Below are 16643 nucleotides of genomic sequence, written 5' to 3'. Positions count from 1 at the left end.
CGGGTCAGCTCCGGCCCGTCCCGAGCACGGCCCCGGTCGCGGCCGTGATGGCGGGGACGCGCGCCGACAGCGGGCCGGTGAGCCGGCCGTAGAGGTGGAACACCGCGGGCTGCACCACGAGGCCCAGCGCCATGGCCGCGGCGAGGTCGGGATCCTGCGGTGGAATGTCCCGCCGTTCGATGGCTTCGCGCAGGACGAGGGCCACGGCCGCCACCGGGTTGCGCCCCGGCGCCGCGTCCACCTCCGCCAGGTGCCGGTGCTGGTTGATGAGCAGGAAGGCGAACAGCGCCGGGTTCTCGTCGAACAGGCGGGCGAAGAGCCCCACGAGCTTCTCGAGCCGGATCGCGAAGCGCTCGTCCTGCGCCCCGATCGCCAGGACATCGGCGGCCAGCGCCGCGTAGTTCACCAGGAAGAGGTCGCGCGCGATCTCGTCCTTGGAGCGGAAGTGCCGGTAGAGCGCGGCTTCCGCGACACCGACCGCCTGGGCGATGTCGCGCACGCTCGTTCCGTCGATGCCGCGCTCGGCGAAGAGCGCCAGCGCCTCGTGCAGGATCCTGTCGCGCGTGCGCGCACCGTCGCGCATGGCCCGATCCTCACGCCTCGGCCGGCGCGGCGGGCTCGGCCCGCTCGCGCACGACCCGGTTCACGCCGGCGAAGTCGATCTTGCCGGACCCCAGGAGCGGCACCTTGTCGACCGAGACGATCTCCGCCGGGACCATCATCTCCGAGGCCCCGCGCGACTTGGCGAACGCCAGGAACTCGCCGCGGCTGGCGCCCGCCTTCTCGGTGAGCAGCACCAGGCGCTCGCCCTTGCGCGGGTCGGGCCTGGTCCCCACGGCCGAGAGCACGCCCGGCCACAGGTCCGAAGCCAGCGCCTCCACGGCCGCCAGCGAGATCATCTCGCCGCCGATCTTGGCGAAACGCTTGGCGCGGCCGCGGATGGTGATGAACCCCTCGGCATCGATGAAAACGATGTCGCCCGTGTCGTGCCAGCCCTCCGGCGGGGGCTCCAGCACGCCCGGATTCTCGGCGCGCAGATAGCCCATCATCACGTTGGGACCCCGCACGTGCAGACGCCCGCCCTCCTCGACGCCGGGCAGCGGCTCGAGGCGCATCTCCATGCCGGGCAGGATGCGCCCCACCGTGCCGAAGCGGTTGAACATGGGCGTGTTGAGCGCGAGCGCCGGCGAGGTCTCGGTGATGCCGTAGCCCTCCAGGATGCGCAGCCCGAACTTCTCCATGTAGACCCGCCGCGTCGCCTCCTTCACCGGTTCCGCGCCGGCGAGCACGTAGCGCAGCGAGCGGAAGTCGTAGGGATGGGCCGAGCGGGCATAGCCGGCCAGGAACGTGTCCGTGCCGAACAGGATCGTCGCGTTCACGCCGTACACGAGCTCCGGGACGATCCGGTAGTGCAGCGGCGAGGGGTAGAGATAGACCCGCACGCCCGACACCAGCGGCAGGACGAGGCCGACGGTGAGCCCGAACGAATGGAACACGGGCAGCACGTTGAACACTTTGTCCGTGCGTCCGAAGTCGATGCGCGCCGCCGCCTGCGCGGCATTGGCGAGCATGTTGGAATGGGAGAGCACGACGCCCTTCGGCGTGCCTTCGGAGCCCGACGTGAACAGGATCGCGGCGCGGTCGTCGGGCTTGCGCCTGGCGAGCGGCTTCTTCCACTGCAGGAGGCCCGACAGGCGCTCGACGGTGCCGATCTTGGTCCGCAGGTCCTCCAGGTAGACGATCGAGACCTGCTGGCCGAGCGCGGCCACGAGCGCGTCCATGCGGCCCTTCTCGACGAAGGCGCGGGAGGTCGCGATGGCCTTGATCCCCGCGGCCTTGCAGGCCGCCAGGATGTTGGCCTCGCCGGCGGTGAAGTTGATCATCGCCGGCACGCGTCCCGCCGACATCAACCCGAGGAGGGTCACGGCGGCCGCGTTGGCGTTGGGCAGCATCACGCCCACCGCCTCGCCCGGACCGGCGAGCTGGGCGAGGCGGCGCCCCAGCACGCGGGCGCCGGCCAGCATCTTGCGGTAGCTGAGCTCCCCGGTGACGGGGTCCTCCACCGCGGTGCGGCCCGGACCGTGGATCTCGGCGGCCTCGACGACCGCGTCGAACACGGTGCGATCGGTCCGCGTGGTGCGGAAGACCAGGTCCGACATGATCTGGTAGAGCGCGGCGCCGGCCGCGTGCCGCCGGTTCTTGCCCTTGAGCTGCGGATCGACGGCGAGCTTCACCGGTTCCAGGACGGTCACCCGCACCTTCGGGAACCAGCGCCGGCGAACCTGTTCCGGCGACAACCGGCTGAACGGGGTCGCCTCGAGCCCGTCGATGCGCACGGGCACGACCATCGCATCCGACTTGTCGGCGATGAGACCCGCGCCGTCATAGACCTTCATCAGGCTGCCGGTGACCGTGAGGCGGCCCTCCGGGAAGATGATCAGCGTCTCGCCGGATTTCACGGCGTTGATCAGCGTGCGCGTCGCCATCGGCCGCGTCGGGTCGAGCGGCATGGCGCGGGTGAGCTTGAGGAACGGCTTCACCCACCAGCGCTGAGCGATGCCGTGGTCGATGGCGAACACGGGCTCCTTGTCGGTGAGCGACAGGGCGAGGCCCGCATCCAGGAAGCTGACGTGGTTCAGCGCGATGATGGCGTTGGGACCGGCCTTGGCGAAGTTCTCCATGCCGGTGACCTCCATGCGGAACACGGCCCGGTAGAGGATCGAGATCGCGTCGCGCAGGGGGTTGATCGGCAGAAGCTTCAGGCACACGGGGGCGGCCACGAGGTTCAGCACCGCCAGGCCGATGAGCAGCTGCGGCTCGGTGAAGCCCAGCGTCTGCAGCCCGCCGGCGGCCACCGCGCCCACCACCACGAAGCCCGCCTGCAGCACGTTGCCGGCGGCGATGACGCGGGCGCGCCGGTCCTCGCCCGCCCAGGACTGGACGGCCGCGAAGACGGGCACGATGAAGAGCCCCGCGAAGGTGGCGAGCCCGACGAGGTCGATGGCGACGCGCAGGCCATGGGCCGAGGCGAAGAAGTCGAGAGGACCGATCGGCGTCGGGCCAGGCGTGGCGCCGAGCGTCGCGATGCCGAGGTCGAGGCCGAAGAGGCCCATGAGCAGCGCGCCGATGGCCGTCGGCAGCAGGATGAGCCGTCCGTGCGTCATCCACACCGCGAGGCCAGAGCCCAGCGCGATGGAGACCGCGAAGAGGGTCATGAAGGCGATGTAGAGATCCTCGTTGCCGCCGAGGCGCCCCTTCACCAGCGTGGCGAGCAGCGCCAGGACGACGGCGCCGACGAGCCAGAACCAGCTCACGACGATCATGCCGCGCCACAGCCGCGTGTCGGCCCACAGGTCGCGCAGCAGGTCGCCCGTCGAGGCGAAGATGTTCGGGTTGACCCGCAGGTCGGGTGCCTTCTCGCCGGTGCGCGGGATGAAGGCGGCGCCGGCCCAGCTGGCCAGCGCGAAGACCATCAGGAGAGCCGCGACCCACCACGGGCTCTCGGTGCCGGTGGCGGCCTTGGTGCCGGCCGTCGTGCCGACCAGGATCGCCATGAAGGTGGCGGCTTCCACCAGCGCGTTGCCGGCCGGCAGTTCCTCGGTCTTCAGGTGATCGGGCAGGATGCCGTACTTGATCGGCCCGAACAGCGCCGAGACCACGCCGAACAGGCCGATGGCCGTGATCAGCAGCGGCACGGAGTGCAGGACGAAGCCCGCGGCGCCCACGCCGGCGGCGGCGATCTCGGCGAACTTCAGCCGGCGGGCCACGAGGCCCTTGTCGTATCGGTCGGCGAGTTCGCCGCCGAGCCCGGACAGAAGGAAGAACGGCGCGATCAGGGCGGCACCGGCGATCTGCACGATACCGGCCGCATCCTCGCGGGCGAGCCCGTACACGACGAGCGCTACCAGCGCGTTCTTCAGGAAATTGTCGTTGAAGGCGGAGAAGAACTGGCACCAGAACAGCGGTGCGAACCGGCGGGACGACAGCAGGCTGCCGAACATGGGGGTCTCTCCAGGATCGAACTCACCAATGTGAGCGATCATTCACTAACATAGAGAGGCGCCGGGTCTCAACTGGAGGTGACGGCCAAGGTTACCGACATGTGAGAGATCGCACAGGGTGCGCGGGCCGAGGGGCGCCGGAGGGGCCGCGGGAACGGCCGGAGCGTGACGACGGCCGGGGCGCCCTGGGGCCCCGGCCGTCGGTTGGGTCAGAAGAGACGCTTATTCGCCGACCGGCACGTCGCCGGTGGCGGGAGCCTCGCTGCCTTCCTCGGCGCGGGCGCGCGTCGTCCGGCGGCGGCGCTGGCGCAGCGGGAAACGGCCCGCCTCGTCACCTTCGGCAGCGGCCGGAGCCGGCGGGGCGGCCTCGACGGGCTCCTCGGCGACCGGCGTGCGGACCGGCGCGGTGATGAAGGCCGGAAGCCCGGCTGCGGGTTCCTCGGCCGCCGGCGCGCGCTCGAAGCGCGGCTGGCGTTCTCCGCGCGGGGCGCGCTCGGCGCGGGGCTGGTCGCCGCGCGGCTGCTCCTGGCGCGGCTGCTCCTGCCGGGGCTGTTCGCCGCCGCGCGCCTCGGGGAAGCCGGGCTGTGCCTCCGCGGCCGGATCCTGGCGGAAGTCCTGGCGCGGTCCGCGGCGCTGGAAGCGGTCCTCGCGGCGCTGCTGTCCATCGCGCGGCTGCCAGTCGCCACGGGGCTCCCGCGGCTCCCGCTGTTCGCGGGGCTCGCGCGGCTGCCATTCGCCCCGGTTTTCACGCTGTTCGCGGGGCTGCCACTCGCGCGGCTCGCGAGGTTCACGCGGCTGCTGCCCATCACGGGGCTGCCAGTCGCCGCGGCCTTCGCGCTGCTCGCGGGGCTGCCACTCGCGCGGCTCACGCGGCTCGCGGGGTTGCTGCTGGTAGTCCTGCCGGGGCTGGTAATCCTGCCGCGGCTGCTGCTGGCGCGGCTGGTAGTCGCTGTCCTGGTCCACAGGGAAGCGGGCGTCCGGCTGCGGGCCGCCATTGGCGAAGCTCGGCATCTCGTCGCCGTCCTCGTCGCCCTCGTCCTGGCCGGGCGTGTCGAAGCGGTAGTTCGGGTTCTGCTGCCGGAACTGCTCCTGCGCCGCGGCGATGATCCGCAGATAATGCTCGGCGTGCTGGAGGTAGCTCTCGCCGCTGACCGGATCGCCCGACGTCTGCGCATCGCGCGCCAGCTGGAGGTATTTCTCGGCGATGTGCTGGGCAGTGCCGCGGATCTTGACGTCCGGGCCGTTCGATTCGTAGGTCCTGGACAGCGGGTTCGGACCCTTGCCACCCCTGTTGCGACCGCGCATCCGCTTATTGTTCTGATGATTGGGTCTCATCGAACGTCCTTCACAAGAGACGACTGTTCCAGTCCGGCGCCACGCTGTTCGAAGGCGTGACCGCCCGGGGCCCCCCTCGGGCCCTTCCACGACAGCACCGGAATCCGGTCAGAGCGGGCGAGCCCGTCATTTCCGCCTTCGCGACCGCTGCGCGAGCCATGACCGGTCTTCGTCGACCGCCGTCGTCCTACGATCGGCGTCGGGCATCTGACCGGAATTCTTCGCCGCTTTAAGGCCTGGCCTCGAAAGGCCTGGCTCCTCGCTCCGGAGATCCCGTCGCCGTCCATGGGCGGCTTTCGAGGCTCTCTACGGAGCAGGCCCGCGCGCTCGCGCGCCGGGCACCCGACGATGTCATGGCGCGGACACTAGTCGCTTCGCGCGGCCAAACCAAGTGTTTTTCTGAGGCCCTGGAGCGATTTCCCCGATCATGGTTTCACGTCCGCCGCGCGGCGGGCGACGAGCGCCCGCGGCCGGGACCCGAAATCGGCAAAGGGCCCTTCCACCGCAAATCCCGCACCTTCCAGGATCGACCGGACCGTCTCGGACTGATCCGAGCCGATCTCGAGCGCCACGATTCCATCGCGGGCCAGGAGGCCGTCCAGGGCGGCCGCGATCGCCCGATAGGCTTCCAGTCCGTCCGTTCCGCCCGACAGCGCGACGACCGGGTCATGCACGCGCACTTCCGGCTCCAGGCCCGCGATCACCCGGTCGGCGATGTAGGGAGGGTTCGACACGATGAGGTCGAAGGCGCCGTCGAGAGCCGCAGCCCAGTCCGACACGCGGAATTCCGCGCGCTCCCCGACCCCGTTGCGAGCCGCGTTGAACCGGGCCGTCGCCACCGCCTCCTCGGAGATGTCCACACCAATGCCGGTGGCACCCGGCAGTTCCTTCAGCAGTGCCACGAGCAGATTGCCGCTGCCGACGCCCAGGTCGAGGATCCGCAGCCCGTCGCTGTGGTGGCGCCGCTCCTTCAACGCGAGAAGCGCAGCCGCCACCACCGTTTCGCTGTCCGGCCGGGGCACCAGGGTCGCGGGCGACAGGGTGAAGGGCAGGCTCCAGAACTCCCACTCTCCCAGGATGCGGGCGACGGGCTCCCGCTCCAGGCGGCGGGTGACGTGACCGACCAGGCGGCCGGCAGCGTCCTCGCCCAGCGCTTCGCGGGGCGCGCGGATGAGGTCGGCATGGACGAGGCGCGCGGCATCCAGCATGAGCAGGCGGGCATCGCGCTGCGCCGTCTCGATTCCGGCGGCCCGGAACACCTCGCCCAGATGCTTGAGCGCGGCGAGGCGCGTCGTCTGCGCCGTGATCTCGAGTGCCGGTCCGGTCATGCCCGCTCCTCCTCGGCGGCCAGCAGGGCCGCCTGATGCTCGGTCGTCAGCGCGTCGATGACCTCGTCCAGCGCCGTCCCGTCGATCACCTGGGGCAGCTTGTAGAGCGTCAGGTTGATGCGGTGGTCGGTCACCCGGCCCTGCGGGAAATTGTAGGTGCGGATGCGCTCCGACCGGTCTCCCGATCCCACCTGCGAGCGCCGGTCCTGCGCCCGCGCCTGGTCGAGGCGCTGGCGCTCGAGATCGAAGATCCGGCTCCGGAGAACGTCCATGGCCTTGGCGCGGTTGCGGTGCTGGGAGCGCTCCTCCTGCATCATCACCACGATGCCGGTGGGGACGTGCGTGATGCGGATCGCGCTCTCGGTCTTGTTGACGTGCTGGCCGCCGGCCCCGCCGGCCCGCATCGTCTCGATCACCAGGTCCTTGTCATCGATCGTGACGTCGACCTCCTCGGCGATGGGCAGGACGGCCACCGTCGCCGCCGAGGTGTGGATCCGGCCGCCGCCCTCGGTCTCCGGGACGCGCTGCACGCGATGCACGCCGCTTTCGAACTTGAGGCGGGCATAGGCGCCCTGCCCTTGCAGCTCGGCCACGATCTCCTTGTACCCGCCGACGGTGCCCTCGCTCGCCGAAAGCACCTCGACCCGCCAGCGCCGCGCCTCGGCGTAGCGCTGGTACATGCGGAACAGGTCGCCGGCGAACAGCGAGGCCTCGTCGCCACCCGTGCCCGCCCGCACCTCAAGGATCACGCTGCGCGCGTCCGCGGCGTCCTTCGGCAGGAGCTGCAGGCGCACCTGCTGCATGAGCGTCTCGCGCCGGGCCTCGACCTCCGGGCGCTCCGCATAGGCGAGATCGCGCATCTCGGCGTCCATGGCGGGGTCGGCCAGCATGGCGTCGAGGTCGGCGAGCTCGGCTTCGGCCGCCTTGTAGGCCTTCACCTCGGCGACGACGGGGTCGAGCTCGGCCAGCTCGCGCGACAGGGCGACGATCGTCTCCGAATCCGGGCCGGACGCGAGACGCGCCGTGATCACCGCATGGCGATCGAGGATGGCGTCGAGCTTCTGGGTGGGCAGGGACATCGCAGGCCTCTCACGGGAACACGGGCTTCGACCGGGAGGTCGGCTAGACCGGGACCCCGTGCTCCTCCGCGAAGGCGACGACGTGGTGCCGGAGGGTGTTGGAGCCGTCGCGCGATTCGATCAGCGGCAGGAGGCGTTCCTGCAGCCGGCCGAGGTGCAGCGACAGCAGCATGGCCTTGACCGGACCGATGGAGGCCGGCGACATCGACAGCGAGCGATAGCCGATGGCCAGCAGCGTCATGGCCTCGATGGGCTTGCCGGCGAGCTCGCCGCACAGCGTCACGGGGATCCCGGCGCGCGCCCCCGCCTCGGCGATCTGGCGCAGAGCGCGCAGGAGCGGCGGCGACAGGGCGTCGAAGCGCTCGGCGACCATCGGGTTCTCGCGGTCGACGGCGAACAGGAACTGGGTCAGGTCGTTCGAGCCGACCGAGAGGAAGTCGGCCTCCGCGCAGATCTCGTCGATCTCGAAGAGCAGCGAGGGCACCTCGACCATCACGCCCAGCTTGAGATCGCGCGGGGGCTCATAGCCGTGCCGGGCGAGATGGGCCTGCTCGCGCGCCACGATGGCGCGCGCCCGCTTGAACTCGTCGACGGTGGCCACCATCGGGAACATGATCTTGATGTCGCGCCCGCCCGCGGCCTTGAGCAGGGCCCTGAGCTGCGCCCGCAGGAGACCCGGCCGGTCGAGGCCGATGCGGATGGCGCGCCAGCCGAGCGCCGGGTTCTCTTCCTCGGCCTGGCGCATGTAGGGCAGCACCTTGTCGCCGCCGATGTCGAGCGTGCGGAAGGTGACGGGCCGGTCGCCGACGTTCTCGAGCACCGTCTGGTAGAGCGACAGCTGCTCCGGAATCGAGGGCAGGCGCTCCGCGATCATGAACTGCAGCTCGGTCCGGAACAGGCCGATCCCGGCCGCCCCGGTCTCCTCGACGTGCGGCAGGTCGACCAGCAGGCCCGCGTTGAGGTTCAGCGACACGGCCACGCCGTCGAGCGTGACGGAGGGACGCTCGCGAAGCTTGCGGTACTGCTCCTGGCGGCGCGCGCGCAGCCGGGCCTTCTCGCTGAACGCGGCCTCCACGTCGGGCTGGGGCCGCAGCAGCACCTGTCCGACGCCGCCGTCCACGATGATGGCGTCGCCGCTTTCGGCAAATCCGGTGACGTTCTCGACGTTGCCGACGGCCGGGATGCCGAGCGCCCGCGCCACGATCGCGACGTGGCTGGTGGGGCCGCCCTCCTCCAGGACGAGGCCGCGCAGGCGCGAGCGGTCGTAGTCGAGCAGGGCGGCAGGGCCCATGGCGCGGGCCACCAGGATCGCGTTGTCCGGCAGCGCCGTCTGGGCCCCCACCATGTCGCGGCCGACGAGGCGGTGCAGAAGACGGTTGGCGAGCTCGTCGAGATCGTGGAGGCGCTCGCGCAGATACGGGTCCGTCTGCCGCATCATCTTGGCGCGGTTGTCGGACTGCACCCGCTCGACGGCCGCCTCGGCCGTGAGACCGGTCCCGATCGCCTCCCGCAGGCGGCGCAGCCAGCCGGGATCGTTGGCGAACATGCGGAAGGTCTCCAGGACCTCCCTGTGCTCGCCACCATGGGCGACGTCGCCGCGGTCGATCAGGTCGTCGATCGAGGTCCGCAGGTCCTGAATCGCACGATCGAGCCGCTCGCCCTCGCGCTGCGGGTCGTCGGCGATGAGGTTGCCGATGATGACGCGCGGCTCGTGCAGGACCACGTAGCCCAGGCCCACACCGTCGGCGAGCGGCTGGCCGTTCAGGGTGACCGGACGCCGCAGCGCGATGTCGGCGCCGGGCCGGACGAGTGTCTGCAGCTCGCCCGAGGCGACCATTTCCGCCAGCACCATGGCGGTGGTCTGCAGGGCTTCGACCTCTTCCTCGGAGTAGAGGCGATGCGCCCGGTTCTGGACGACGAGCACGCCCAGCGTGTTGCCGGCGCGCAGGACAGGCACGCCCAGGAACGACTGGTAGATCTCTTCGCCCGTCTCCGGCTTGTAGGAGAAGGACGGGTGGGACTGGGCGTTGGGCAGGTTGAGCGGCTGCGCCTGCTGCGCGATCAGGCCGACCAGGCCTTCTCCCGCACGCATCGTCGTCATGTGGACGGCGTCGCGGTTCAGGCCTTCCGTGGCGAACAGCTCCAGCGTCTGGTCCGACCGCAGCACATAGAAGGAACAGACCTCCGCCACCATGTTGCTGGCGATGAGGACGACGATCTTGTCGAGGCGCGCCTGTGCACTGACCGGCTCCGCCATGACCTCGCGGAGACGGCGCAGCAGCAGGCGCGGACCGCCAAGAGCGCCTCGCATGAGCCTTTCCCTACCTCTGCACGTCCCGGGGGACGGCTCGAATCATCGGGGCCGGGCGGACGAGCCGCTGCCCCTCCACGCTTTACCCCACCCGGCCGCGGGAATGCAAAGTCCGGACCGGCGGCTCGCGGGCCGTCGGTCAGGCCTTGTCGAGTCCGTAGAGCGAATGCAGCGTGCGCACGGCCAGTTCCGTGTAGGCGGCGTCGATCAGCACCGAGAACTTGATCTCGGAGGTGGTAATCGCGCGGATGTTGATCCCCTTGTCGGCCAGCGCCCGGAAGGCCTTGGCCGCCACGCCGGCGTGGCTGCGCATGCCGATGCCGATGGCCGAGACCTTGACGACGTCGGTCGCCCCCTGGAGCGACTGGTAGCCGATCATGTCGTGGGCGCTCTCGAGCAGCACCTTGGCCCGGTCGAAATCCGCGGTCGGCACCGTGAAGGTGATGTCGGTCGTGGTGGTGTCGTCGGACACGACCTGGATGATCATGTCGACGTTGATGTTGGCATCCGCCAGCGGGCCGAAGATCGCCGCGGCCACGCCCGGCTTGTCGGCGACCCGGCGGAGCGTGATCTGGGCCTCGTCCTTGGAATAGGCGATGCCGGTGACGATCTGCTGTTCCACGATCTCCTCCTCGTCGCAAATGAGCGTGCCCGCCTGCGGGTTGGCGGGGTCGTCGAACGACGAGCGCACATAGGTCCGCACCTTGTGGACCATGGCGAGTTCGACGGACCGCACCTGGAGCACCTTGGCCCCGAGCGACGCCATTTCGAGCATTTCCTCGAAGGCCACCCGGTCGAGCCGGCGCGCCTTGGTCACGATGCGCGGATCGGTCGTGTAGACGCCGTCCACGTCGGTATAGATGTCGCAGCGGTCGGCCGAGAGCCCGGCCGCGATGGCCACGGCGCTGGTGTCCGACCCGCCGCGTCCGAGCGTCGTCAGCCGGCCGGAGGGCTCGTGAATGCCCTGGAAGCCGGCGATCACCGCCACCTCGCCGCGACCGAACCCGGCGAGAACGCCTTCCGGCCGCATGCCCGTGATGCGGGCGGAGCCGTGCGCGTCGTTGGTCAGCAGCGGGATCTGCCACCCCTGCCAGGACCGGGCCGGAAGACCCATGGACTGCAGCACGATGGCCAGCAGGCCCGACGTGACCTGCTCGCCGGAGGCGACGACGGCGTCGTACTCGACCGGATCGTAGAGGTTGGCGGCCTCGCGCACCCAGGCGACGAGCTCGTTGGTCTTGCCGGACATGGCCGAAACCACGACGGCGACCTCATGGCCGGCCTTCACCTCCCGCTCGACGTGGCGGGCCACGTTGCGGATGCGCTCGATGTTGGCGACGGACGTGCCGCCGAATTTCATGACGAGACGAGCCATCGCGGTCTCGGATCTCTTTCGTTGGTGTGACGGTGACGCGCTTGCATCGCGCACCCCGCCGTCGGAAAAGGGCGCACACTCATGACGGCGGCGCCGTGGCCTGTCAACGGCAGCGGGAGCCGGACGGCTCGGGAATTGGGCGGAGAACGGCGATGGCGGTCGATGACGCAACGGCGGCGAGCGGCAAGACGGTGGACCCGTCCGAGGTCGCCCGGTTCGAGCGCATCGCCCGCACCTGGTGGGACCCGCATGGGGCGATGAAGACGCTGCACCGCTTCAACCCGGTCCGCGTCGGCTTCATCCGCGACCGCGTGGCCGAGCACCATGGCCGCGACGCCGAAGGCGGACGCCCTCTCGACGGCCTTTCGGTTCTCGACGTCGGCTGCGGCGGCGGGCTGCTGTGCGAACCGCTCGCCCGGCTCGGCGCCACCGTCACGGGCATCGACCCTGCGCCCACCAATGTCGAGGTGGCCCGCCTGCACGCCGCCAAGAGCGGCCTGCCGATCGACTATCGCCGCACCACGGTCGAGGACGTCGTGGCGGCGGGCGAGAGGTTCGACGTCGTGCTGGCCATGGAGGTGGTCGAGCACGTCGCCGACGTCGATCTCTTCGTCGCGACCTGCTGCCGGGCCGTGAAGCCGGGCGGCCTTCTGTTCATGGCGACGCTGAACCGGACCATGAAGGCCTTCGCCCTGGCCATCGTCGGCGCCGAATACGTGCTGGGGTGGCTGCCCAAGGGCACCCACCAGTGGGAGAAGTTCGTGACTCCGTCGGAACTGTCGGGCGCGATCGCCGCCGGCGGCATGGGCGTCGTGGAGGAACACGGGGTCGTGTTCAATCCCCTGTCCGGCGAGTGGCGGATGTCGCGGGACCTGTCGGTCAACTACATGGTCTACGCCGACAAGCCGTCGGAGTGACCGCCGCGCCCTCTCCGCGTCCCGGCCCCAACCGACTTAGTGCTGGTCGTCGGGCAGCCAAGGGATCGCGACGGCGTCGATCCCCTCCTCGGCCAGGGCGGTGGCCTCCTCGGGCGTGGCTTCGCCATAGATCGCCCGGAACTCGGTCAGCCCCTCGTGCATCTTGCGCGCTTCGTCGGCAAAGCGCGGTCCGACATGCTCGGCGGTGCTCTTCACGTGCTCCTTCACGGCCCGCAGGAGCGCCCGGAACGCCTGCTCGCGTTCGCCCATGAGGGCGAAGGGGGCCGGCACGGCCGGCGCCTCGACGGGGGCGGGCGGGGGCGCCTCGGCCGGGGCGGGAGCGATCTCCCGATCCGTCCGCGCCACCGCGGGAGCCATGATCTGCTTCTCGACCTTGGTCGCGCCGCAGTGCGGGCACGACACGAGCCCCCGCGCGACCTGCTCGTCATACGAGGCACTGTCGCGGAACCAGCTCTCGAAGGCGTGACCCTTGGAGCAAGCGAGGGCGTAACGGATCATGGATGTGCGCTGGCCGAGGGTCAGGCCGCCAGCATCGGGTCGAGCTTGCCGGCGGCGTCGAGGGCGTGAAGGTCGTCGCAGCCCCCCACATGGGCGTCGCCGATGAAGATCTGCGGCACGGTCGAGCGGCCGTTGGCGCGCTTGGCCATGGCGGCCTGCTTCTCCCGGTCGGCCACGTCGATCTCCTCGAAGGCGACGCCCTTCTTGGTCAGGAGCTCCTTGGCCGCCTGGCAGTAGGGGCACCAGGACTTGGTATAGATGGTGACGGACGGCATGACGCGGTCTCCGGATCGCGGGCGCTGGCCCGCAGAATGACAAGCAACCGTATATATGGCGTGTCCACGGCGCCTGCCACCGGGCCGTGCTGCGATCAGGGCGCGAGACAGACGCGCGCAAAGGTCAGAACGTCGACCGACGCGGCCCCGGCCCGCAGCAGGGCTCGGGTTGCGGCCTCGGCGGTCGATCCCGTGGTGAGCACGTCGTCCACGAGGACGATGGGGCGCCCGGCCACCACCGCAGCCCGCCCCGGGTCCACGCGCAGCGCGCCCTGCAGGTTCTCCGCCCGCTCCGGTCGGGAGAGACCCACCTGCGGCCTCGTGCGCCTGACGCGGCGCAGCACCATGGGGTCCCAGGGGCGCCCGCTGCAGTCCGCGACCGCGCGGGCCAGCAGCGCGGCCTGGTTGTGCCGCCGACGCCACAGCCTCCACCGGTGCAGCGGAACGGGTACGATCAGGACGTCCTCCCCCAGCAGGTCCGCCCCGGCCCTGGCCATCCAGCGGCCCATCGGACCGGCGAGGTCCAGGCGATCGCCGTATTTCAGGCGATGTACGAGCTCCCGGCCCGGGCCCTCGTAGCGCGCCACGGCCCGGGCGCGGCCGAAAACGGGCGGATCGGCGATCGCGGCCGGCGACACCGTCGGTCCGCCCAGATCCACGGCGAAGGGGGTCCCGAGCCGTTCGCACAACGGCCTCTCGATCAGGGGCAAGGTCCGCCAGCACGCGGGACACAGGGCGTGCGGGTCTGCCACCGCCGAGCCACAGGCCATGCAGGACGGGGGGTAGAACCAGTCGACGATGCCGCGGCCCGCCTGCCGGGCGGCGAGCGGAAGGGTGAAGGCGGGCGGGGTGCTGAAGAACCATGTCCTCATAGCGCCAGCCTAGAGCATCGGATCGCACCGGGTCCTCACGCGTTTGGCGAGCATCTGCCACCTTTGACGCCCGACCCCGGGCGCTCCATAAGCGACGCGCGGCCCGGCCGCAGAACCCGGAAAGGCTCCGAAATGGGCGGTGCACCCACCCTCTTCGATCGCTCGCTCGCGCGCCGCCGCCTCGACAGGGCGCTTGCGGCGCCGGCCTCGCCCGGCAGCGATTTCCTGCTCGCCCGCGTCGCGGAGGACATGGCGGACCGCCTGACGGCCGTTCTGCGCCGCTTCCCGCTGGCCCTGGACGCGGGCACGCCGGGACCGCAGGCCGCGGCGGCCCTGGTTGCGAGCGGCCAGGTGGACCGCGTGATCCGCCTGGCTCCCACGACGGCGGCCGCCGGGACCGGCGGGTTTTCGGCGGTGGTGGGCGACGAGGAACGGTTGCCGCTGGCCGACGGCGTGCTCGACCTCGTGGTGTCGCTGCTCTCCCTCCAGGGCGTCAACGATCTCCCCGGGGCGCTAGTGCAGCTGCGCCGGGCACTCCGGCCCGACGGCCTGTTCCTCGGCTGCCTGCTCGGCGGGGCGAGCCTCACCGAACTGCGCCAGTCGCTGGCGGCGGCGGAAGCCGAGGTGGAAGGCGGCGTGAGCCCGCGGGTGGCGCCCTTCGCCGACGTCCGGGACATGGGCGCTCTCCTGCAGCGGGCGGGATTTGCGCTGCCGGTCACGGATTCCGACACGCTGACCGTGCGCTACGCGGACCCGCTGGCGCTGATGCGGGACCTGCGCGCCACCGGCGCCACGAATGTCCTGGTCGAGCGCCGGCGCACGCCGTTGCGCCGCGAGACCCTCATGCGGGCCTTCGCCATCTACGCCGAACGCTTCGCCGATCCGGACGGCCGCGTCCGGGCGACGGTGGAGCTCGTCTGGCTCTCCGGGTGGTCGCCGCACGAAAGCCAGCAGAAGCCCCTGAGGCCCGGCTCCGCCAAGGCCCGCCTGGCGGACGCGCTCGGCGTTCCCGAGCGCCCCACCGGCGAGAAACCCTGAAACCGGTCCGCGGACCGGAGCGTCGTCAGCCCTTGGCGACGCCCAGCATGGCCCGGATGCCGGTGCGCATCTGGATGGTGTCGTTGCCCAGCGCAATGAGGTCGTAGCCGCGCTTGCGCAGCTCCCTGGCGCTCTCGGCCGTCGTCGCGAAGGCGCAGGCGGCCTTGCCGACGCTGCGGCAGCGCGCCAGCACATGGTCCAGCGCGTCGCTCACACCCGGCGCGAGCGCGTTGACCTCGCCCCCGTCGGACAGGGCGATCGAGAGATCGGACGGGCCCACGAAGACGCCGTCGATGCCGTCGACGGCCAGGATGCCATCGAGAACGGCGAGGGACTCGCGGGTTTCCACCATGGCGAGGGTCACGGTCAGGCCGTTGGCCTGCTTGAGGTAGTCCGTCATTGTGAAGCCGGTCATGCCCAGCGCGATCGCCGGCCCCCAGCTGCGTTCCCCGACCGGCGGATACTTGGTGTAGGCGGCCAACCGGCGCGCGTCCTCGACGGTGTTGATCATCGGGGCGATGATGCCCGAGGCGCCGGCGTCGAGCATGCGGGAGGCGGTGGCGAAGTCGCCGACCGGGATCCGCACGATGGACGGCTTGCCGGCCAGGGCCACCTGCCCGATGCCGAGCACCGCCGAGGCGGTGGTGACCATGCCGTGCTGCATGTCGAGGGTGACGGCGTCCAGGTCCTCGCGCGCCACGAGGCCAGCGAGAAGCGGATCCGGCATGCTGACCCAGCCCGTGAGAAGGCCCGAGCCTCCTCCCAGCGCCTTGGCCAATGCGGCATAGACGGCTGCGCTCATCGTGGCTTTCCCCCCGGCAGCGGGCCTGCTGCGGCCCTGTCTTCAAACGACGACGGCGCGGCTTACGCCGCGCCGGTCCAAATCTTGGCGGAACCCGTCTTCAGCCGCAAGGCCGTCGGCAGGGGCCCCGGAAGGCGCCTCAGGAGGCCTTCACCTCGGTGACGGCCTTGGCCATGAGCTCGGCCATGGCAGCCCGGATCTCCTGCTCGGTCGCCTTCGAACCGCCGGCGGCCAGGTCGGCCTGCACCTTGCGGAACACGTCCTCCTCGCCGACTTCCTCGAAGTCGGCCATCACGACCTCTTTGGCATAGGCCTCGGCCTCGGGCCCGCTCTTGCCAAGCTGGGCGGCAGCCCAATGGCCGAGCAGCTTGTTGCGGCGGGCCGTGGCCTTGAAGCGCAGCTCCTGGTCATGGGCAAACATGGCCTCGAACGCATCTTCACGCTTCTGGAACGTCGTCATGGCGTTGGTCGATCTCCCGTGCGGCGCCGAAGCGCTTCTCCACATTCTGCAACCTTGAGATAGCGACGCCTCGTCCGGATTACCATAGCCTGCGTTCAAGCACGGCCACGAGGCCCCCGGCGGGTCCACGCGTGCGGAAATTGCATTTTCTGCTTCGATGGACCATATAGCGCCCGAACCGGGGAGAACGCAGGCATCGTCCAGGAGTGGGCGGGGCCCGGCGTTGTGCTCCTTTTGGCGATCGGCTAGGTTGCGAACAGGGTGGGAACCCAGGTCTCGGCCGCCGGCCGATGCCGTTTTCGCCCGCCGACCGCCGCGGACGTCCTCGCAG

General features: G+C 70.8%; 14 protein-coding genes. 2 read left to right on the top strand and 12 right to left on the bottom strand.

The window, feature by feature from the left end; translation table 11 throughout:
* Nucleotides 1–4: 4 nt before the first annotated feature.
* The 7 genes from Q0Q47_RS05960 to Q0Q47_RS05930 form a co-directional block, all read right to left on the bottom strand.
* Nucleotides 5–583 carry a TetR/AcrR family transcriptional regulator gene (locus tag Q0Q47_RS05960; RefSeq protein WP_293855854.1) on the bottom strand — a complete coding sequence of 193 codons (579 nt, stop codon included), beginning with the start codon at nucleotides 581–583 and terminating at the stop codon, nucleotides 5–7.
* Between the two features lie 10 nt (nucleotides 584–593).
* Entirely contained in the window at nucleotides 594–4001 is a 3408-nt protein-coding gene (locus Q0Q47_RS05955) for an acyl-[ACP]--phospholipid O-acyltransferase (protein WP_293855851.1), read from the bottom strand.
* 222 nt (nucleotides 4002–4223) lie between these two features.
* Nucleotides 4224–5306 (bottom strand): DUF4167 domain-containing protein, encoded by a 1083-nt coding sequence (locus Q0Q47_RS05950; protein ID WP_293855848.1) that lies wholly within the window; start codon nucleotides 5304–5306, stop codon nucleotides 4224–4226.
* Nucleotides 5307–5761: 455 nt separating this feature from the next.
* Nucleotides 5762–6664 carry a peptide chain release factor N(5)-glutamine methyltransferase gene (gene prmC / locus Q0Q47_RS05945; protein ID WP_293855845.1) on the bottom strand — a complete coding sequence of 301 codons (903 nt, stop codon included), beginning with the start codon at nucleotides 6662–6664 and terminating at the stop codon, nucleotides 5762–5764.
* Entirely contained in the window at nucleotides 6661–7743 is a 1083-nt protein-coding gene (prfA, locus tag Q0Q47_RS05940) for a peptide chain release factor 1 (protein ID WP_293855842.1), read from the bottom strand. The genes prmC and prfA overlap by 4 nt, the downstream gene beginning before the upstream one ends.
* A gap of 43 nt (nucleotides 7744–7786) precedes the next feature.
* A complete protein-coding gene (gene ptsP / locus Q0Q47_RS05935; RefSeq protein ID WP_293855839.1) occupies nucleotides 7787–10054 on the bottom strand; it encodes a phosphoenolpyruvate--protein phosphotransferase in 2268 nt (755 codons plus the stop codon).
* Nucleotides 10055–10193: 139 nt separating this feature from the next.
* Nucleotides 10194–11429, bottom strand: a complete 1236-nt coding sequence (locus Q0Q47_RS05930) for an aspartate kinase (RefSeq protein ID WP_293855836.1) — start codon at nucleotides 11427–11429, stop codon at nucleotides 10194–10196.
* A gap of 152 nt (nucleotides 11430–11581) precedes the next feature.
* Here Q0Q47_RS05930 and ubiG point away from each other — a divergent pair, with 152 nt between their 5' ends.
* Nucleotides 11582–12346 carry a bifunctional 2-polyprenyl-6-hydroxyphenol methylase/3-demethylubiquinol 3-O-methyltransferase UbiG gene (ubiG, locus tag Q0Q47_RS05925; RefSeq protein WP_293855833.1) on the top strand — a complete coding sequence of 255 codons (765 nt, stop codon included), beginning with the start codon at nucleotides 11582–11584 and terminating at the stop codon, nucleotides 12344–12346.
* A gap of 36 nt (nucleotides 12347–12382) precedes the next feature.
* Here ubiG and Q0Q47_RS05920 read toward each other — a convergent pair whose 3' ends face one another.
* The 3 genes from Q0Q47_RS05920 to Q0Q47_RS05910 form a co-directional block, all read right to left on the bottom strand.
* Nucleotides 12383–12865, bottom strand: coding sequence for a DUF1178 family protein (locus tag Q0Q47_RS05920; RefSeq protein ID WP_293855830.1), 483 nt, complete (start codon nucleotides 12863–12865; stop codon nucleotides 12383–12385).
* Nucleotides 12866–12885: 20 nt separating this feature from the next.
* Nucleotides 12886–13140, bottom strand: a complete 255-nt coding sequence (gene grxC / locus Q0Q47_RS05915; RefSeq protein ID WP_293855827.1) for a glutaredoxin 3 — start codon at nucleotides 13138–13140, stop codon at nucleotides 12886–12888.
* Nucleotides 13141–13235: 95 nt separating this feature from the next.
* Nucleotides 13236–14012 carry a ComF family protein gene (locus Q0Q47_RS05910; protein WP_293855824.1) on the bottom strand — a complete coding sequence of 259 codons (777 nt, stop codon included), beginning with the start codon at nucleotides 14010–14012 and terminating at the stop codon, nucleotides 13236–13238.
* Between the two features lie 132 nt (nucleotides 14013–14144).
* Between Q0Q47_RS05910 and Q0Q47_RS05905 the strand changes: the two genes are divergently transcribed.
* On the top strand, nucleotides 14145–15050 hold the full coding sequence (locus Q0Q47_RS05905) for a methyltransferase domain-containing protein (protein WP_293855821.1): 906 nt from the start codon (nucleotides 14145–14147) through the stop codon (nucleotides 15048–15050).
* Nucleotides 15051–15075: 25 nt separating this feature from the next.
* Here the strand turns inward: Q0Q47_RS05905 and Q0Q47_RS05900 are convergent, their stop codons facing one another.
* Complete coding sequence (locus tag Q0Q47_RS05900; RefSeq protein ID WP_293855818.1) at nucleotides 15076–15852, bottom strand: aldolase/citrate lyase family protein; 777 nt, start codon at nucleotides 15850–15852, stop codon at nucleotides 15076–15078.
* Between the two features lie 139 nt (nucleotides 15853–15991).
* Complete coding sequence (locus Q0Q47_RS05895; protein ID WP_293855815.1) at nucleotides 15992–16312, bottom strand: DUF1476 domain-containing protein; 321 nt, start codon at nucleotides 16310–16312, stop codon at nucleotides 15992–15994.
* Nucleotides 16313–16643 lie beyond the last annotated feature (331 nt).

Origin of the sequence: uncultured Alsobacter sp., from assembly GCF_945952055.1 — a bacterium.
Lineage (GTDB): Bacteria > Pseudomonadota > Alphaproteobacteria > Rhizobiales > Beijerinckiaceae > Alsobacter.
Note: the sequence above shows the minus strand (reverse complement) of the source record. Positions and strands in the feature narration are given on the sequence as shown.